Consider the following 19,786-nt stretch of genomic DNA (forward strand, 5'->3'; position numbering starts at 1 on the left):
TGTTCCAGCTTTGGACCGGCCCTCACCCTAACCCTCTCCCAGTGGGAGAGGGGACTGACCGAGGTGTCTTTGCGCTATACGCCGACCTGAAAGTCCGGAGTCGAACTCAGGATCTGAAAAGCACGAAGATCGGCTCCCTTTCCCCCTCGCCCCCCTGGGGGAGAGGGCTGGGGTGAGGGGGTAGGGTTCACGCATCACCACAAAACCCAAGCCGTACACACAAAAAACGCCGCATTAAAAAATGCGGCGTTTTTATCTACCGAAAATTACTTCAAATCAAACCGATCCAGATTCGTCACCTTCGTCCAAGCCGCGACAAAGTCCTTAACAAACTGCTCCTTGGCATCCGAACTGGCATACACCTCAGCCAGCGCCCTTAATTGCGCATTGGAACCAAACACCAGATCAACCCGCGTCGCCGTCCACTTCACGCTGCCGGTTTTACGGTCGCGCCCCTCGAACTCATCCGCATCTCTCGAAGTTGGTTTCCACTCCACCCCCATGTCCAGCAGGTTGGTGAAGAAGTCATTGGTCAGCGCCTCGGTCTGCGAGGTGAACACGCCATGCCGGGTCTGCCCGACGTTGGTGTTCAACACCCGCAAACCACCCAGCAGCACAGTCATTTCCGGCGCGGTGAGGGTCAGCAGTTGTGCCTTGTCGATCAGCAGCGCCTCGGCCGACACGGTGTATTTGCCCTTGCTGTAGTTGCGGAAACCATCGGCAATCGGTTCAAGGAAGCCAAACGAGTCGACATCGGTTTGCTCTTGGCTGGCGTCCGTACGCCCTGGATTGAACGGCACGGAGACGGAGTGCCCGGCGTTTTTCGCTGCTTGCTCAATCCCGGCATTCCCCGCCAACACGATCAGGTCTGCCAGCGAGACTTTCTTGCCGGCGGCGCCGCCATTGAACTCGCCCTGAATGCCCTCAAGGGTTTGCAGCACTTTTGCCAGTTGCTCAGGCTGGTTGGCTTGCCAGAACTTTTGCGGTGCCAGACGCAGGCGACCGCCGTTGGCGCCGCCACGCTTGTCTGAACCGCGGAACGTCGAGAGTGCCGCCCAGGCGGTGGAGACCAGTTGCGACACCGACAGGCCTGAGGCGAGTACTTTGCTTTTCAGCGCTGCGGCATCGTTGTCGTCGATCAGTGGGTGAGTGACATCAGGAATCGGATCCTGCCACAGCAGTTCTTCGTTCGGCAGTTCCGGGCCGAGGTAGCGCGACAGCGGGCCCATGTCACGGTGGATCAGTTTGTACCAGGCACGGGCGAAGGCGTCGGCCAGTTGATCAGGGTTGGCGAGGAAGCGCCGGGAGATCTGCTCGTAAGCCGGGTCGAAACGCAGCGCCAGGTCGGAGGTGAGCATGGTCGGCGAAAGCTTTTTGTTCGGATCATGGGCGTGGGGAACAGTGCCGGCACCGGCGCCGTTTTTCGGAATCCACTGATGCGCACCCGCAGGACTTTTGCTCAGCTCCCACTCGAAACCGAACAGGTTTTCCAGGTAGTTGTTGCTCCACTGTGTCGGTGTGGTGGTCCAGGTCACTTCCAGGCCGCTGGTGATGGTGTCGCCACCCTTGCCGGTGCCGAACGCGTTGCGCCAGCCGAGGCCCTGTTCTTCGAGGCCGGCCGCTTCCGGTTCCGGCCCGACGTTATCGGCAGGGCCGGCGCCGTGGGTTTTACCGAAGGCGTGACCGCCGGCGATCAACGCGACGGTTTCTTCATCGTTCATGGCCATGCGGCCGAAGGTTTCGCGGATATCGTGGGCCGACGCGACCGGGTCAGGATTACCTTCCGGACCTTCGGGGTTCACGTAGATCAGGCCCATCTGCACCGCAGCCAGCGGGTTTTCCAGATTGCGTTCGCCCTGATCGGTGCGGCTTTCTTCTTTGCCGTGCAAGTCGGGCTCGGCGACCAGCGTGCCGTCACCGGGCTCCTGCATGGCGGACTTGTCTTTGCCATAGCGGCTGTCGCCACCCAGCCATTCGTGCTCGGAGCCCCAGTAGACGTCTTCGTCCGGTTCCCACACATCGGGACGGCCACCGGAGAAGCCGAAGGTCTTGAAGCCCATGGATTCCAGCGCAACGTTCCCGGTGAGAACGATCAGGTCAGCCCAGGAAATATTGCGTCCGTATTTCTGCTTGATCGGCCACAGCAGGCGGCGGGCCTTGTCGAGACTGACGTTGTCCGGCCAGCTGTTGAGCGGCGCAAAACGTTGCTGGCCGGAACCGGCGCCACCACGGCCATCAGCGGTGCGATAGGTCCCGGCGCTGTGCCAGGCCATACGGATGAAGAGGGGGCCGTAATGGCCAAAGTCGGCCGGCCACCAGTCCTGGGAGTCGGTCATCAGCGCGTTGAGGTCTTGTTTCAGGGCTTGAAAGTCGAGGCTCTTGAAGGCTTTGGCGTAGTCGAAATCCTTGCCCAGCGGGTCGGACTTGGGCGAATGCTGGCTGAGAATTTTCAGGTTGAGTTGATTCGGCCACCAGTCACGGTTCGTCGTACCACCACCGGCGGCGTGGTTGAACGGGCATTTCGATTCGTTTGCCATGTTCGGGTCCTTATCAGGTCTGCTACGGCCGGCTCGTGCCGACTTCGGACTAGTAAGGCTAGACCCGACTTGGGAAGTCAGCTAATAGGCCGACTATTGGAGGCTGATAGGCAAAGTCTTTCGCGTGTTAACTAAATGTTATCTGGCGGGTTTTTTATTTCTTATTGATATAAAAAACTGTCATTTATGACAGTAGATCAGAAAGAACGTGCGCGCCTAACGTAGCAGTGTTTCAAATACAAAATTAACTATGAGAGCGTTGAGGAGAATATATGGACCGTAATCAGATTGAGGCACGTATGAAGTCGTTGTTGGAAACTAAAGGAAATGCTGGAGGGTTTATTTATGCGGAGGTAAGTAATGGGCTGATTTATGCGACCGCCGATGTGGATTTTGAGGTCTTATCCGACGTTTGTCACATTCTCTCGGTTGCTGACTCCGAAAACACTGCGTGGATGAGTTTTCCCCTATCTGTAGTGGGTAATGGGCCTCATAAGATAGAGCTGCCCTTGCCCTATCATTTGGATTTTTGGTGGATTAAGTCTGGCAATGTTTCTTACCGTTCCATCCATGGTTTCGCGACTTATACTTTGAGTGATGATCGCAATACGATTCATGGAGTTATTGATCTCGTACTTGGGGACGGCATAACAATGGTTGGCGGGTTTTATGTTACGAGAGCTTAGTTAGGAGCCTGCGGGGTGCCGCCATTTGGCACCCCGCTCTTATATAGAGTGCTCAGGAAAACATTTGCTCAGCTGGCTTGCTCTTCATCAAATAGCGGAGATTCATCCAAAGTGTCCTCCTGCCCCGGCAATTCCGTGATCACACTGAAATCCGTCACCTCAACCGCGCCCAGCCCATAACCCAGCAAATGGAAAGAAAACGCTTTGCGCTCTTGCGGGTTGTCGAAGCTGAAGTTCATTTCCAATGGCTGCTCGGCGGTTGCGACCATCTCCTGTGGCAAACCGATCTGCACGTCCTGTTCAAACTCCTTGGCCTTGAGCTGAATGTACGCCGCCTGCTGCGGATCGACTGAACGTACGGTCAGGCGCACGCGGGTGTGCGAGCCTTTGGGCATTTCCAGGTACTGCGCGCCGATCAAATTGTCGGCCCAGTCATCGTTGATCTGCGCTTGCAGCGGGATGACGTTGGTGCTGCCGAACTGATAGCGGTGATTGAGCGGCGTGCGCAGCAGCGACAGGTCGAGGGCGTTGGCGCGAGCAGCGATCTGCCGGGCCGGGTGGCCGCTGTAGTTGCCTTTGTATTTGGCGCTTTCGGCGATGAAACCGGCGCTCTCGTAATAGCGGCAGCGGCGCGGCATGTCGCACTCGGAGAAGATCCCCTGACCGTTGTGATAACGCAGCTTGCCGTTGGTGAACGACATGATTTCGCGACCGGTATCGTAGTCGCGAAACAGTGAGCGGCCGCTCAGTGCGGTGGGTACCGGCAAGTCGAAATAGTCGAGGATCGAGGCGCTCAGATCGACGTGGCCGTAAACCCCAGCATTCAGGCGCGGCAGTTGTTCATGCTCCGGCGCCAGGGTCAGATTGAAGCCCCACGACGAGGCCAGTCGCACGCCGTCGATGCCGTGGGATTCGTCCGAGGTGATCACCACCAGCGTGTCTTTCAGAACGCCCTGGCGTTCGAGGCCGTTGAGAAACTGCTCCAGCGCATCGTCGAGATAACCGACGGCCGCCTGTTTTGGCGTTTCGTAGCGCTCCAGATATTCCTCGGGCGCGGAGTACGGCTGATGGGTGCCGACGGTCAGCAACGTCAGCATCCAAGGCTTTTTCTGCTTTTTCAGTTGGCCGACATAGTCCAGCGCGCCTTCGAAAAACGCCTTGTCATCCTTGCCCCACGGGAACTCCAGGTAGTTGCTGTTGGTAAACCATTCCAGACCATGAGTCGCATCGAAACCGATGTGCGGCATGATCTTGTCTTTGGCCATGAAACGCAGCCCGGCACCTTGCAGATAGTGCGTGCTGAAGCCGTGCTCACGCAGTTGCGCCGGCAGACAGGCCTGATTGCGCTCGTTGAGGGTGAGCATCTCCACGCCTTTGGGCGTGCCGTTGTTGAGTTTGTCGTAATCGCCGCAAAGCATCGCATACAGACCGCGAATGGTCTGGTGCGTGTGCAGCACGTAATCCGGAGTGTTCATGCCGCGCTCGGCCCAGCGGCTGAGGTTGGGCATCAGGTCTTCCTGATAATGGCTGCCGATGGCCTCGCGGTTGGCGCGGATATAGGCGCCGGGGATGCCCTCCAGGGCGATGACCAGCACATTGCGCGCTTGCCCCGGTGCGGCCAGCAGTTTCTGCCCATTGAGGTCGACATCGGTGAGCCCGGCCATGGCCGGCGCTGGTTCTTCGACATCACCGTCCAGCCATTCCTCGCCCAGAATCTGCAGATCAGCAACTTCAGTGGCCAGCAACTGGTGCGGCAGGTTGTACTGGCGCCACGGATCGGCTTCGCTCGGCCACAGGTTCTGCGCGCCCCAGTGCGCGGCGAACAGTACCAGCGGCGCACCCCAGACAGCGCGGGGCAGGGGCGGACGCGGCATGCCACGGCCAGCAAATTGGGCCAGCAGCCACAACACCAGAGCCAGCAGCAAGGTGATACCCAGCGCCGGATGCGCCAGCCCGCCACCCGTGGAGTTCTCGACAAACTGCGGGTCGATCAGATAATGAATATCGGAAGGCGTCGGCAGACGACCGACAGCGCTGACCAGTTCAGCGGTCGCCACCGCCAGCAAACCCCAGAACAGCAATACCGGCAAGGCCAGCCACCACGCCCGGCGATGCAGCAATACCACCAACAGACTGCCAATGGCCAGGTCCGACAAATAACCCAGCGGTGCCGACCAGCCCAGTGCCGCACGCAGGCACACCGGCACAATCAGCACGAGAAAGATCAACGAAAAGAGGCGGGCATGTGGCTGCCGCAACCGGTTAAAAAGAGCGCTCACAAAAAAGACCTTCCAGCCATTAAATCGTCATAAAAGTGTGCGCGATGATACCAAGGGAGGGCTGTCTGATCGCCCTTTTAAACGCTCAACTGATGCGCTGGTACGCGGGCTTTCGAAGGTGATGGCGCGTCTGCAGCCCTGACCGGCCCTCGGGTCACACGGCAATCGACGATATTGAGGCTGGTAGATTTATTGTTTCAGGCTGTTTAACCCTTCGAGCCGCCACCGAATTCCAATGTAGAAGCTGCGGCACGCTGCGATCTTTTGATCTTGTTATCGGAACCCGGAATCAAAAGCTCTCATCCTCATTCCGCTCAACAACCCGTGCTATCGATATGCGATAAAGATATTTAATTTCTGTTTTTTATATCTATAAAGTCAGGCCTTTCAGCAAACCACCCCATGCTGCGAGGTTGTCATGGCCACACCGTTCAAACGTTCCGCACTGACTCTGTTGGCCGCTTCTCTGGCCGCGAGTGCGTTGTTCAGCACCGGCGCTCAGGCTGAAGGCAAGATCAGCATTGCCCAGCAATTCGGCATCGGTTACCTGATTCTCGATGTGGTACGCGACCAGAACCTCATCGAAAAACACGGTAAGGCGCAGGGCCTCGACATCAAGGTCGACTGGAACAGCATTTCCGGCGCCACGGCGATGAACGAAGCGCTGCTGACCGGTTCACTGGACGTGGTCTCGGCGGGCGTGCCACCCATGCTCACCGTGTGGGATCGCACCAAGGGTAAACAGAACGTCAAAGCCATCGCCGCACTGGGCTCGATGCCCAACTATTTGCTGACCAACAATCCGAACATCAAGACCCTCAAAGACTTCACTGACAAGGACCGGATTGCCGTGCCTGCTGCCGGCGTGGGCTTCCAGTCGCGTACGTTGCAGATCGAAACCGCCAAGGAATTCGGTGATGCGCAGTACAAGAAATTTGACGACATCTCAGTCAGCCTGCCGCACCCCGATGCGACCGCCGCGCTGATTGCCGGCGGCTCGGAAATCAACTCGCACTTCTCCAGCCCGCCGTTCCAGTATCAGGCGTTGCAGAATCCCAACGTGCACAAAGTGCTGAGTTCCTATGACGTGCTTGGCGGTCAAGCGACGTTTAACGTGCTGTACACCACGGAAAAATTCCACGACGAAAACCCGAAAACCTACAAGGCGTTCTACGACGCGCTGGCCGAGGCCGAGAAGATCATCAAGGCCGACAAGCCGGCGGCGGCTCAGGCGTACATTCGTGTCGAACAGTCGAAGTTGCCGTTGGCCCTGGTTGAGCAAATCGTCAAGGACCCGGAAATCGATTTCACCGTGGTGCCGCAGCGTACGTTCATCTACGCAGAGAAGCTGCAGGAGCTTGGCGTGCTGAAGAACAAGGCCGACAGCTGGAAGGATTACTTCTTTGAAGAGGCGCATGGTGGCGCGGGGAGCTAAGTGGGCGATTGATAACGAGGGGGCGTGGCGTTCTGGACAGGGAGATGGCCACTTAGTAGCATTCGCGGCTTATGGATTTCTATCCCGAACGTCGGCCGACGCATCAAGGACCCCCAATGCACAAGTTCACCCATGGCGATCTAACCGTTGACTTCACTGTGTTGAGCGGTGAAGTGGTGGGCAGCGAAAAAATGAGCGAAACCCACATCACCTCCACCGGTGGTAACGGACAAGTCAACAGCCTTGGCCAACCTGTGGCACTTCAGATCAACACTGTGTTGGTCGTCAATCATGAGTTCTGGATCAAAACGGCCGACGGCATCGAACACGATATCCAATTGCGCGGTCTCGATATTCCTCTGCGCAGCGGGCAGGACATTTCGCTGATCAGCGCCGTCAGCAACGACGGCCAGGACGTTTTGCACACTCACCTGCAAAACCAGACCTCAGCCAAGACATATCAGATTCGCGATGGCAAGGCGCTGAACATCGAACTCGAACTGTCACCGTTTCGCTGGAAGCCTTTGCTGATTGCTTTTGTCTTGTGGGTCGGCATCGGTTTCGTTTCAGGCGTACTGGGTTTTCTGGTGGGGGCGGGCTACTACATTTATCAGTGCGTCAAAGGCTCCAAGCGCAAGAAGCTGCTGATCACGGCACTGGATAGCTTTCTTGCCCAATTGAATCAGCGAGTCGAAAGCCAATATCACGCACCGCAACCTGCCCAGGCACAAGCGCCCGATCAGCCCGAGGTGCAGGCACCGACCCAGCCCGCAGCCGTGACCAGTATCAATGTGCGCAAGGCGTTGTCACGCAACGGCTGAGCCCGTCGTCGAGCCGCGTGCGACGGTCAGTCGCGCGCAGGTTCGCCATCATCAAAAATGCTTTCAATCGGCATCTCGAACGCCCGGGCAATCTGAAAAGCCAATGGCAGACTCGGGTCGTAGCGTTCGTTTTCAATCGCGTTAATCGTCTGACGTGACACGCTCAGGCGTTCAGCCAGATCGACCTGCGACCATTTGCGCTCGGCGCGCAATTCCTTGAGGCGGTTTTTCATTGGTAGCGGCGTCGCGCAATTTGCAGGCCGACAATCCACATCAGCCCCATCACCGGCCACACACACGTCCACGGAATGTGCGGAGCGCCGACGTTTTCCAGAAAACCGTAGCTGAAGGTCAACAGTGCCGAGGCGGCGAAGGCAAACCCCAAGGCTTCGAACTGGATGCGCAGATGCATTTCGTCCATGCGCCGCATGTTGCGCACGATGGCCCAGCACATCAGTCCCGCCGGAATGACCGGCGTCAGTGCGACGGCCGAGCGCAGCACGATGGGGGCGTCCATCAGGTATTGCGAGGCAATCAATGAAGCTGTCAGCACCAGCATGTAGATGATTAATGCAGCGCCCAATTCGAGGTAGTACCGGTTCATTCTTCACTTCCTATGTAAAAGACCCTTTACATGGTCGCCGAAGACTTATCCGATGTAAAGCACGCTTTCCATCATGGCTGGTAGCCTCGAACACACTCATGTCGGAGGATTTTCGCGTGGGTCTGCAGCTAAGGGTCACGCTTTCTGGACAGCGCAATAGCCACTCAGTAGCATTCGAGCCCAACGGATTATCCCTTCGCACGTCGTCCGACGTGGAACGCTCAAGGAATCGACATGCGCGACACCCCCATTGACCAAAAACGAACGATCGTGACCCAGGTCAGCGGCGAGATTCACTATGAAACCCAGATCAGTTTCAGCTCCATGTCGCTCGTCGATGGCGAAATTCGGGTGCATCGTGCTGAAGGCAATCAGCTAGACATTCCTGTGGCCGGGGCGGATTTCGCTTGGCGCATTGATCTGGATGGGGTGCATAGAGTACCGGTGACGCAGGCAGCGGTTGAACCGGAGGAACCGCTGCCTGTCGATGACAGTTTGAAGTTGTTCACCTCGAAAACCGTGTGGATCACACTGGCGCTGTGGTTCTTCGTCAGTTCGGTGTTCGGTTGGCTGGGAATTGTGGTGGCGGGCGGATATCTCGGTTACCAGTGGCGTGAGGTGGAAAAGCGCAAGGAACAGTTGGCCAAGGCAACCGTCGTTGAAGCCGTGCCCCGTTCCGGCTCGCGGATGTCACGGGAAAGCGTGCGCAGGGCTTTGGCTCGCAATCGTTAATTCGGCACAGATCAAAAACAAAAAAGGGGCGGCCTGATCATCGATCAGGCCGCCCCTTTTTTATTGCCGCTCAGTCAGATCAGTGCATTTTGCTGTGATCGTGACCTTCCATGCTGGTCAGCGCGCGCACCGGCGCTTTGACTTCGATGGTTTCTTTCTCGCCTTTGGCGTTCTCGACGGTCAGGGTCAGCGGCACGCTTTCGCCTTCTTTCAGTTGATCGGTCAGGCCCATCAGCATCACGTGGTAGCCGTTGGGATCAAGCTTCACGGCTTTGCCGGCCGGCAGCTCGACGAACTTCACCGGGCCCATGCTCATGACGTCGTTCTTCATGCTCATTTCGTGGATCTGCACGTCTCGGGCCGCGGGGGTGGCGACGCTGAGCAGCTTGCTGTCGCTGTCGGCGGTGAGGGTCATGAACGCGCCGCTGGCGGACTGGGTCGGCACGGTGGCACGGACCCAGGCATCGTCGACTTTGGTCGCTGCGGTCGCCTGGAATGCCAGACCCAGCAGAGACAGACCGATGACAGCGCGTTTGATGTGGTTCAGAACAGGTTGCATCAGCAAACCTCCATAACAGTAAGCAAATCTTCCGTGCATTGTTCTGCCGAAAGCGAGGTGGACAGACCCAGGCGCAAGCCGCCGTTGGAGTCGTAAACGTAACTGGTGGCGGTGTGCGAGATGGTGTACGTGTCGCCGGCCGGGACTTTCTCGTAGAACACGTCGAATTCCTTGGCCGTGGCTGCGGTTTCCTCGAGTGTGCCGTACAGCGCAACGAACGTCGGGTCGAAGGCTTTCATGTAGGCGTCGAGAATTTCCGGGGTGTCGCGCTCGGGATCGAGGCTGATGAAGATTACCTGCAAACGGTCGCCATCGGCACCCATCAGTTTCTTGATTTTTGCCGCGCGGGCCAGAGTGGTCGGGCAGACTGCCGGGCACTGGGTGAAACCGAAGAAGACCATCGGCATCATGCCGCGAAAGCTCGACAGCGTCATGGTTTCGCCATCGGTGTTCTTCAGTTTGAAGGTGCGCCCCATGATCTTGTTACTCAGATCCTTGCCGTACTTGTACGACAGTTGGCCGCGGGTGTCGCAGCCAGCGAGCAGGCCGAGCCCGAGCACGCCCATTCCCGCAAGCACTTTGCGGCGAGTCAACAAAGCCGTCATCTAATACCGCCTTTTGCAGCCCGTCAGTCGGCAGGACTGGCGGGGGGTTAACCGTAAAAGCGGCGCATGATACCAAACTGAGGGCAGAGGCCGGCCACGGATCGCCGCACGGCACAGGATCGAGCGACAAAAGGTGTAAGAAAAAGTGACGACGGACTCACTGCACCCGTGAATCCTCAACGCTCCAGCCACCGCCCAGCGCGGTGTACAGATTGACCTCGGCGACCAGTTGCGCGAGGCGATCGGTGATCAGACCCTGCTGCGAACTGAACAGCGAACGCTGCGCATCAAGGAACGTCAGGCTGCTGTCGACGCCATTCTGATAACGGTTCTGCGCCAGGTTGTAGTAGGTCTGCGTGGCCGCGACCAGATCGCGCTGCGCCTGCAATTGCTGCTGATAAGTGCTGCGCGCGGCGAGGCCGTCGGCGACTTCCTGAAACGCGGTTTGAATCGACTTTTCGTATTCGGCCACTGCCACATCTTTCTGCAGCTTTGAATAATCCAGACTCGCGCGCAGGCTGCCGGCATTGAAAATCGGCAGGCTGATCTGCGGCTGAAAGGTCCACGCCCCGGAACCGGCGCCGAACAATCCGGACAGGTCACGACTGGAGGTGCCGGCATTCGCCGTCAGGCTGACACTGGGGAAAAACGCCGCCCGCGCTGCGCCGATATTGGCGTTGGCGGCCTTGAGTTTGTATTCGGCCTGGAGAATGTCCGGACGCCGTTGCAGCAGATCCGATGGCAAACCGGCCGGCAGTTGTTGCACCAGATCGCTGGCCAGCGGACGGCCGGGCAGGGCGTCCGGCACCGGTGCGCCGACCAGCAAGGTCAGGCTGTTCAAGTCCTGCGCGACCTGACGCTGATAGCGCGCCAGATTGGCCCGTGAGCTGTCGACGCTGGTCTGCGCCTGCGCCTGCTCCAGCGCCGACGACTTGCCGGCCTCGCGGTTGCGGGTGGTCAGGTGCAGGCTCTGCTGATCGGCAGCGAGGGTGTCACGGGTCAGTTCCAGCAGCTCCTGATCGGCACGCCAGGTCAGGTAGGCGTTGGCGACGTTGGCCACCAGACTCAGTTCGGCACTGCGCCGCGCCTCTTCGGTCGAGAGCCAGGTCTGCAACGCCTGCTCACTGAGGCTGCGCACACGCCCGAAGAAATCCAGCTCATAGGCGCTGATGCCGAGGTTGGCCGAGTACGTCGAATTGATCAGCGCTTTGCCCTGGGTCACGCTCGGCGGCATGCGCTGGCGCAGCTCGTTGGCGTTGGCCGACACCGCCGGGAACAGGTCGGCGCGCTGAATGCGGTACTGCGCCTGGAAGGCTTCGACGTTGAGGGCCGCCACGCGCAGGTCGCGGTTGTTGACCAGCGCGCTTTCGATCAACTGTTGCAGCGCCGGGTCAGTGAACAGTGTGCGCCAGTCCTCGCTGCCCGTTGCAGCCTGCGTTGCTGTCGGATACTGCGCGGCGGTGGGGGAAGCGGGGCGCTGATACTCGGGAATCAATGAACAACCGCCCATCAGCACCGCGATGGACAGCAGGGAAAGTCGCAACGTCAACATCGAACTGCCTCATGCATTAAAAGAGCGTTGTGCTCAGGCCCCGGCCATCCATTTCGCCAGACCATGGCGGCCACTGACGCCGAGTTTGGCCGTGGCGCGCTTGAGATACGTCTCGATCGAACTGTTTTTCACCCGCAGCTTTTCCGCCATTTGCGGCACGGTGCCGCCGGTCAGCAGGCCCAGGCAGACTTCTTTCTCACGCACCGACAAGGCGATGTCGCTGAGCGCCAGGCGCTCATCGAATACTTGCGCCAGCGGAGCCTGATCCAGCTCGGCCAAGGGTTGGCGTGGCTGTTTGGCGAGGGATTGTCGGCTGATTTGCGCATGTCGTTCTATCAGCGGCAGCAGGGTGTCGGACAGGCGCTTGAGAAACGACAGCTCCGGCAGAGAAAAAACTCGCTGGGTGTGCGGACGGTAAAACGAGATGACGCAGCGGCGGTTTGAAGTGCGCGACACCAGGTTGCACTGATGCACGCTGTGCTGCGGATGACGCGGTAGCAGTGAGGCTTTCAACTGAATCAGCAACGAGTCATTCATTTCGATTATTTTCTGCAACAACGGATGATCGTCCAGTCTCTCCAGCGGATCGGGCGGGGGGAAAGTCTGCGGTAAGCCGGCACTGCCCAACGGCTTGATTTCAACCACGCTGGCCTGACGTTCATCGAGCGTCCATTCACTAAGATCGACCCGATTGACCGGCACCAACGTGTCCACCAACTGAAACATGTTCGTGGCGAAGTGATCATCGCCCGTGCTTGCGATCAGTTCCCCCAGTTGCCAATAGAAGTGCGGGTTTTCCATATTGCGAATACTGCCGGTCAGATTCATATCCTTGTCATCCCTGGTTCAGAACCCTCACTGAATCGTCTGCCGTCTCTGCAAAAACCGCCCACGCCGTCATTTCTCCTTGAACACGATCTGGAGCGGGATTTAAGCCTATGGATTTGTCCTACGTCTGTAGGGGAAAACAGGGACACAAAGTGCCACTATTTCTGATTGTTGGCGCCGGGGTTCTGACGGTGTTGAACACCGGCGTAACGGCGAGCGTGACTGTTCAGTCACGCTCAGGCCCCGGAAAACCGGCAGATGTTGATTTCTGATCGGAGGCGCTCGGGCAAATGGCGGCGCTGGTATGTGGCTTTTTTCCTACAAGCTTTTCAGTATTTCCTCTCCGAATTTTTAGACCTTGCCTGCGATAACCACGCTCATGGCGCGTATCAGGGTGTTGGTTGTCCGGGTTTCAGGTGTCATGTCGGTGGCGGGGCCGATGCTTGAATACCGGCAAAATTTCATGAGAAGGATCTTATGCAGCCTACTTCTGCCAACGTGGCGGGCGATCTGTCCGTGCCTGTCGAGACATTCGCGCTGACTGCCGCGCAACGGGATATCTGGCTGGACCAACTCAGCCGCGGTGATTCGCCGCTGTATAACATTGGCGGTTACGTCGAACTGAGCGGGCCGCTGGATCCGGCATTGCTGCAATCGGCGCTTGAATCTCTGGTGGCAGCGAATGATGCCTTGCGCATTGTTCTGTTATCGGACGTTGGTCACGACGGGCTGCCGTTGCAAGGGTTTGCGCAGGTGCTGCCGGTGGTCATGCCGGTGCATGATGTCAGCAGCCAACCTGATCCACAGTCGGCTGCCCGGACACTGGTCGAAGCGCAGATGGCGCAGGCCTTTGTGTTGAGTGGGCAAGCGTTGTTCCGCTTCAGTCTGATTCGCCTCGATCGGCACCGCCACTGGTTGGCGGCCCAGGCCCATCACTTGATCATCGATGGCTGGGCGTTCGCGCTGCTGTTCAAGTCGGTGGGCGAGATCTACAGCGCGTTGTGCCGTGGCGAGCATCCGCGCAGGGCGGCACCGTCCTATGTCGGCTTTATCGAAGATGACGCGCGCTACCATCAGTCACCTCGCTATGAGCGCGATCAACGCTACTGGCTGGACAAGTACCGCAGCCTGCCTGAACCCTTGTTGATTCCCCGTCATCGCGAACCCCTTGAGCCTGAAGCGGCGCCCAGTCGCATCCACGTCGAAGCTTTTCCTGCGTTGTTGCACGAGCGCATGAAAGACACCGCGCGGCACCTCGGCGGTTCGGCCTTTCATGTCTTGCTGGCGGCGCTGCATGTGTATTTCAGTCGTACCGCCCAGCGTGACGAGTGGGTGGTCGGCTTGCCGATTCTCAATCGCTCCGGCGCCCGCTTCAAAAGCACCTTGGGCTTGTTCACCCAGGTCAGTGCAATGCACATGGGCTTTGGCCGGGCTTTGTCATTTGGCCAATTGATCAAGGCAATCGGCGAAAGCCTGAAGCAGGATTTTCGCCATCAACGCTACCCGCTAAGCGAGATGAACCGCGCGCTGGGTCTGTTGCGTGAAGACCGAGCGCAACTGTTCGAGTTGTCGGTGTCCTACGAGCAGGACGACCATGATTATCGCTACGGTGAGGCGTCGGGACACTCGGTCAAGGTCTCCAACCAGCACGAGGCGACACCGCTGGCCCTTCACCTGCGCAGCAACCGTTACACCGACAAGGCCTGGCTGCATCTGGTGTACTCGCCGGCCTATTTCACGGCAGACGAGATGGCGTCGTTGACCGAGCGCTTGTTGCTGATACTGGAGCAAGGCCTCGAATGCCCGGCACTGGCGATCGCCGATTTCAACCTCAATAGCCCGGCAGAGCTGGCCCTGCTCGATGAGTGGAACGACACCCGTATCAGTTATCCGCAAGGCCCACTGATTCATCAGCGATTCGTATCCCGAGTGGCCGAACAACCGGACGCCGTGGTCGCGACGTATCAGGGACGAACCCTGAGCTATGCCGAACTGAACCAGCAAGCCAATGCGTTGGCTCATCATCTGCTGGGCCTCGGTGTGCGGCCGGATGACCGGGTGGCGATCGTCGCCCGCAGAGGCCTGGAGACGCTGGTCGGGCTGCTGGCGATTCTCAAGGCTGGCGCCGCTTATGTCCCGATCGACCCGGCGCATCCGCCCGAGCGCCTGAGTTATCTGCTCAGCGACAGTGCTCCGGTGGCGCTGCTGACGCAAAGCGATCTGCGTGATCGTCTGCCCGCCACAACGCTGCCGGTGATCGAGCTGGATCGGCGCGAGTGGCCGCTCGACAACTTGACCGATCCCGACGTGACGGGGTTGAACACCCACCACCTCGCCTATGTGATTTACACCTCTGGCTCCACCGGGTTGCCCAAAGGCGTGATGGTCGAGCACCGCATGCTGGGCAATCTGGTCGACTGGCACTGTGCGGCGTTTGGACTTGGCCCCGGGCAGCACACCTCAAGCCTGGCCGGCTTCGGGTTTGACGCGATGGCCTGGGAGGTGTGGCCGGCGCTGTGTGCCGGGGCAACGCTGAATTTTGCACCCGCGAGCGAAGGCAGCGAAGACATCGATGCGCTGCTTGCCTGGTGGCGTGCGCAGCCGCTGGATGTCAGCTTTCTGCCAACGCCGATTGCCGAATATGCCTTCAGCAAACAACTCGATCACCCGACCTTGCGCACCTTGCTGATCGGCGGCGATCGTCTGCGCCAGTTCAACCGTGCGCAGGGTTTTGCGGTGGTCAACAATTACGGGCCGACCGAGGCCACGGTGGTCGCCACCTCGGGGTTGATCACGCCGGGGCAGGCGTTGCACATTGGCAAACCCGTGAGCAATGCCACGACTTACCTGCTCGATGATCAGCAGCGCCCGGTGCCGATCGGCATCATCGGTGAGCTGTATGTCGGCGGCGCCGGGGTTGCCCGGGGTTACCTGAATCGTCCGGATCTGACGACCGAACGCTTCCTCGACGACCCGTTCAGTGAACAGCCGGATGCGCGTATGTATCGCACCGGCGATCTCGCCCGTTGGCGCGCCGACGGCAATCTTGAGTACATCGGTCGCAACGATGACCAGGTGAAAGTCCGCGGCGTGCGTGTCGAACTGGGCGAAATCGAAGCGGCACTCGCCAGCCATGCTGCGGTGCAGGAAGCCGTGGTGCTGGTGCGTGACGGTCAACTGTTGGCATGGTTCACCGAGCGCGAAACGCTGGACATCCTGCAACTGCATGCGCACCTGACATCGCGTTTGCCAGCCGCCATGCTGCCGGCCGCTTACATGCGCCTGGCGAGTTTGCCGCTGACCGCCAACGGCAAACTTGATCGCCAAGCGTTGCCGGCACCGGGGCCGGAAGCGCTGATCCGGCGGCAATACGAGGCGCCACAAGGTGATGTCGAAATCGCGCTGGCGCAGATCTGGGCCGAGGTCTTGCAGGTCGAACGGGTAGGGCGTCACGACCACTTCTTTGAGCTGGGCGGGCACTCGTTGTTGGCTGTGGGCTTGATCGAACGCATGCGCCAGATTGGCATGAGCAGCGATGTTCGCGTGCTGTTCAGCCAGCCGACACTGGCGGCGCTGGCAGCAGCGGAGGGCAGTGGCCGCGAAGTCGAGGTGCCGGCCAACCGCATTCCTGCCGATTGCACGCACATCACCCCTCAGATGCTGCCGCTGGTGCAACTGGATCAGGCGATGATCGAACGTATCGTCGCGACGGTGCCGGGCGGTGCCGCCAATGTGCAGGACATCTACCCGTTGGCGCCGTTGCAGGAAGGCATTCTCTATCACCACATCACCGCTGCGCAGGGCGATCCGTACCTGCTGCAATCCCTGCTGGCGTTCGACAGCCTCGAGCGGGTCGAGGCCTTCGCCGCTGCGTTGCGTCAGGTCATTGCACGGCACGACATCCTGCGTACGGCGGTGGTCTGGGAAGGGCTGACGTCACCGGTTCAGGTCGTTTGGCGCGAGGCCATTTTGCCGGTGCAGGAGGTCGAACTGGATCCTGCCCACGGCGAGATCATCGATCAATTGCACCAGCGTTTCGACGCACGGCGCTATCGCCTCGACGTCAGTCAGGCACCGCTGCTGCGCCTGATGTATGCCCGTGATCCTGCGCACAACCGGGTGGTTGGCATCCTGCTGTTCCATCACCTGGCGATGGATCACATCGCGCTGGAGGCCATGCGCGAAGAAATCCACGCCTGCCTGTCCGGGAGCGCCGAACCGCTGGCGGCACCGGTGCCATACCGCAACTATGTGGCGCAGACGCGATTGGGTGTCAGTGAACAGGAGCATGAAGCGTTTTTCCGCCAGATGCTCGCTGACATCGATGAGCCGACCTTGCCCTTCGCTTTGCAGAATGTGCAGGGTGATGGCAGCAACATCGAAGAAGCTGGGCAAACCCTGACGAGCGATCTGTATCAACGTCTGCAACAGCAGGCGCGTCTGGCTGGCGTCAGCGTCGCCAGCCTGATCCACCTCGCCTGGGCGCAAGTATTGGCGGCGACATCCGGCCAGCACAGCGTGGTGTTCGGCACGGTGTTGATGGGGCGCATGCAGGGCGGCGCGGGTGCCGACCGGGCATTGGGGGTGTTCATCAACACCTTGCCGCTGCGGGTCGATGTCGGCGAAGGCGCGCGCGCAGCGGTGAAATCCACCCATGCCCGCCTGACTGCGTTGCTCGCCCATGAACACGCCTCTTTGGCGCTCGCTCAACGGTGCAGTGGCGTTGCTGCGCCAGCACCGTTGTTCAGCGCTTTGCTCAACTATCGGCACAGCGATGATGTCGAGCAAAAAACTTCCCGGCAAACCTGGCAGGGCATCGAGACGCTGGCCAACGAGGAACGCACCAATTACCCGTTTACCCTGAGTGTCGATGACCTCGGCACAGGCTTGCGCCTGACCACCCGAACTTTGTCGAACATCGGCGCGCAACGGATTTGCAGTTATGTGCAGTCGGCGCTGAACGGTTTGGTCGAAGCGCTGGAGACCACGCCGCAGCGGCCGCTGAATAGCCTGCCGTTGTTACCACCGGAAGAACTGCAACGGTTGCTGATCGAGTTCAACGCCACCGCCGTCGACTGCCCGATGGACCAGCCACTTCAGGCGCTGTTTGAACAACAGGTGCAGCGCAAACCGGATGCCATTGCCGTGCAATTTGCCGAGCAGCGCCTGACCTATCGCGAGCTGAACGAGCAGGCCAACCGCTTGGCCCATCATCTGCGCGGGCTCGGCGTGCAGCCGGATTCGCGAGTCGCAATCTGCGTCGAGCGCGGGCCGGAACTGGTGATCGGTCTGCTGGGCATTCTCAAGGCGGGCGGTGCCTATGTGCCGCTCGATCCGGATTATCCGCTGCAACGCCTGAACTACATGTTGCAGGACAGCGCACCGGTCGCGCTGCTGGTGCACGCGGCGACGCGTGATCTGCTCGGCGAGCCCGGCGTGCCGCTGATCGATCTCGACCTCGGCACCTGGCAGGACCAGCCGCACGACAATCCGCAGGTACCGGGTCTCGGCGCGACGAATCTGGCCTACATGATCTACACCTCCGGCTCCACCGGCACGCCGAAGGGCGTGATGATCGAGCACCGCAGTGCCTGCAACATGGTGCACTGGGGCTCGCAGTTGTCACCGCCCAGCGAACACGGGGCGTTGCTGCAAAAGGCCCCGTACAGTTTCGACAGTTCGGTGTGGGAGATCTTCTGGCCACTGTGCTCGGGCATGCGCCTGGTGCTGGCGCGGGCCGATGGCAATCGCGATTCGGCGTATGTCACGCAAGTGATCCGCGAGCAGAACATCACGGTGGTCAAGTTCGTGCCGGCGTTGTTGCAGCAGTTCATCGAACAGGACGACGTCAGCCAGTGCACTAGCCTCACCGACGTGCTTAACGGTGGCGGCGAGTTGACCGTCGCGCTGGCCCGGCAAGTGCGCGAGCGCCTGCCGTGGGTGCGCCTGCATAACGTCTACGGGCCGACCGAAACCACGGTCGACAGCAGCGGCTGGACGCTGGAGCCCGGCGAGCCGGTGCCGCAGACGCTGGTGCCGATCGGCAAGGCCCTGAGCAATACGCGGCTGTATGTCCTTGATGCCTTTGATCAGCCTGTGCCGCTTGGCGTCAGTGGGCATTTGCACATTGGTGGAGTGGGCGTGGCGCGCGGCTATCTGGGCCTGCCGCAATTGCAGGCCGAACGCTTTATCGACAGCCCGTTCGTGGCCGGTGACCGCTTGTATCGCACTGGGGATCTGGTGCGTTACGGCGCCGATGGCAACCTCGAATTCCTCGGTCGCAATGACTTCCAGGTCAAGCTGCGCGGGGTTCGTCTTGAGCTGGGCGAGATTGAAGCGCGGCTGCTTGAACACCCGGCGATCCGTGAAGCGGTGGTGCTGGTGCGCGATGAGCGGCTGGTGGCTTATTACAGCGTGCGTGCCGAGCAGGCTGCACCGACGCTTGAAGCGTTGCGCGCGCATGTGCTGGCGCGATTGCCGGAGTTCATGGTGCCCGCTGCCTACGTGATGCTGGCGGCGTTGCCTTTGACGCCCAACGACAAAATCGATCGCAAGGCGTTGCCGGAACCGGGGGCGGAGGCACTGCTCAGCCGTCCCTACGAGGCACCCGAAGGTGACGTGGAAAGTGCTTTGGCGCAGATCTGGGCGCAGGTGCTCAAGGTCGAGCAGGTCGGGCGGCACGACAACTTCTTCGAGCTGGGCGGGCATTCGTTGCTGGCGGTGAGTCTGGTCGCGCGCATGCGTCTGGCCGGCCTGCATGTCGATGCGCGCACGCTGTTCAGCCAGCCGACACTGGCGGCGCTGGCGGCACAGACCTCGCGACAGGCCAAGCAGGTCGAGATCGCCCAGACCACCATCCCCAACCTCAACCGTAAACGCCGCCTCTGACGGCGACCACAAACCCTGTAGGAGTGAGCCTGCTCGCGATGGCGTCAGGTCAGGCGATATGTTCGTGACTGACACACCGCAATCGCGAGCAGGCTCACTCCTACAGGGGCCGGTTGTGTGGCCCAGATCCTATATGGCTTGTCCCCGCTTCCCATGTCAGACACCCACGCCCCGATGTTTTAGTTTTTCCAGGCTGCGCGCCGCGTGCACGGACTCGCTGCTGCGCGCTCCTTTTTTCCGTATTTACAGCAGGTTACCTC

13 protein-coding genes are annotated in these 19,786 nt (G+C 59.8%); 5 read left to right on the forward strand and 8 right to left on the reverse strand.

What is annotated here, in order from left to right; translation table 11 throughout:
• Positions 1-266: 266 nt before the first annotated feature.
• On the reverse strand, positions 267-2,537 hold the full coding sequence (katG, locus tag CKW17_RS01785; RefSeq protein ID WP_095118431.1) for a catalase/peroxidase HPI: 2,271 nt from the start codon (positions 2,535-2,537) through the stop codon (positions 267-269).
• Positions 2,538-2,809: 272 nt separating this feature from the next.
• Between katG and CKW17_RS01790 the strand changes: the two genes are divergently transcribed.
• On the forward strand, positions 2,810-3,223 hold the full coding sequence (locus CKW17_RS01790) for a hypothetical protein (RefSeq protein ID WP_095118432.1): 414 nt from the start codon (positions 2,810-2,812) through the stop codon (positions 3,221-3,223).
• Positions 3,224-3,291: 68 nt separating this feature from the next.
• Here the strand turns inward: CKW17_RS01790 and CKW17_RS01795 are convergent, their stop codons facing one another.
• Positions 3,292-5,502 (reverse strand): LTA synthase family protein, encoded by a 2,211-nt coding sequence (locus CKW17_RS01795; protein WP_095118433.1) that lies wholly within the window; start codon positions 5,500-5,502, stop codon positions 3,292-3,294.
• 418 nt (positions 5,503-5,920) lie between these two features.
• On the opposite strand from CKW17_RS01795, the gene CKW17_RS01800 reads away from it, so the two are divergent.
• Together CKW17_RS01800 and CKW17_RS01805 are read left to right on the forward strand one after the other, a co-directional pair.
• Positions 5,921-6,937, forward strand: coding sequence for an ABC transporter substrate-binding protein (locus tag CKW17_RS01800; RefSeq protein WP_038365959.1), 1,017 nt, complete (start codon positions 5,921-5,923; stop codon positions 6,935-6,937).
• A gap of 116 nt (positions 6,938-7,053) precedes the next feature.
• Positions 7,054-7,758 carry a hypothetical protein gene (locus CKW17_RS01805; protein WP_095118434.1) on the forward strand — a complete coding sequence of 235 codons (705 nt, stop codon included), beginning with the start codon at positions 7,054-7,056 and terminating at the stop codon, positions 7,756-7,758.
• A 26-nt stretch (positions 7,759-7,784) separates the two neighbouring features.
• Here CKW17_RS01805 and CKW17_RS01810 read toward each other — a convergent pair whose 3' ends face one another.
• Positions 7,785-7,991, reverse strand: coding sequence for a helix-turn-helix transcriptional regulator (locus CKW17_RS01810; RefSeq protein ID WP_095118435.1), 207 nt, complete (start codon positions 7,989-7,991; stop codon positions 7,785-7,787).
• A complete protein-coding gene (locus CKW17_RS01815; RefSeq protein WP_095118436.1) occupies positions 7,988-8,362 on the reverse strand; it encodes a hypothetical protein in 375 nt (124 codons plus the stop codon). The genes CKW17_RS01810 and CKW17_RS01815 overlap by 4 nt, the downstream gene beginning before the upstream one ends.
• Before the next feature lie 234 nt (positions 8,363-8,596).
• On the opposite strand from CKW17_RS01815, the gene CKW17_RS01820 reads away from it, so the two are divergent.
• Positions 8,597-9,094, forward strand: a complete 498-nt coding sequence (locus CKW17_RS01820) for a hypothetical protein (protein ID WP_095118437.1) — start codon at positions 8,597-8,599, stop codon at positions 9,092-9,094.
• 79 nt (positions 9,095-9,173) lie between these two features.
• Here CKW17_RS01820 and CKW17_RS01825 read toward each other — a convergent pair whose 3' ends face one another.
• The 4 genes from CKW17_RS01825 to CKW17_RS01840 all read right to left on the reverse strand — a co-directional run bounded on the left by CKW17_RS01825 (position 9,174) and on the right by CKW17_RS01840 (position 12,638).
• The gene (locus CKW17_RS01825; RefSeq protein ID WP_095118438.1) at positions 9,174-9,653 is read right to left on the reverse strand and encodes a copper chaperone PCu(A)C; all 480 of its coding nucleotides are present in this window, start codon (positions 9,651-9,653) and stop codon (positions 9,174-9,176) included.
• Positions 9,653-10,258: an SCO family protein gene (locus CKW17_RS01830; protein ID WP_008079652.1), complete on the reverse strand. Its 606-nt coding sequence runs from the start codon at positions 10,256-10,258 to the stop codon at positions 9,653-9,655. Before CKW17_RS01830 ends, CKW17_RS01825 begins: the two co-directional genes overlap by 1 nt.
• Positions 10,259-10,415: 157 nt before the next feature.
• Positions 10,416-11,810, reverse strand: a complete 1,395-nt coding sequence (locus CKW17_RS01835; RefSeq protein WP_095118439.1) for an efflux transporter outer membrane subunit — start codon at positions 11,808-11,810, stop codon at positions 10,416-10,418.
• Between the two features lie 33 nt (positions 11,811-11,843).
• A complete protein-coding gene (locus CKW17_RS01840; protein ID WP_095118440.1) occupies positions 11,844-12,638 on the reverse strand; it encodes a helix-turn-helix transcriptional regulator in 795 nt (264 codons plus the stop codon).
• A gap of 477 nt (positions 12,639-13,115) precedes the next feature.
• Between CKW17_RS01840 and CKW17_RS01845 the strand changes: the two genes are divergently transcribed.
• Complete coding sequence (locus CKW17_RS01845) at positions 13,116-19,526, forward strand: non-ribosomal peptide synthetase (protein ID WP_095118441.1); 6,411 nt, start codon at positions 13,116-13,118, stop codon at positions 19,524-19,526.
• Positions 19,527-19,786 lie beyond the last annotated feature (260 nt).

This window comes from Pseudomonas sp. Irchel s3f10 (assembly GCF_900187515.1).
GTDB classification, from domain to species: Bacteria; Pseudomonadota; Gammaproteobacteria; order Pseudomonadales; family Pseudomonadaceae; genus Aquipseudomonas; species Aquipseudomonas tensinigenes.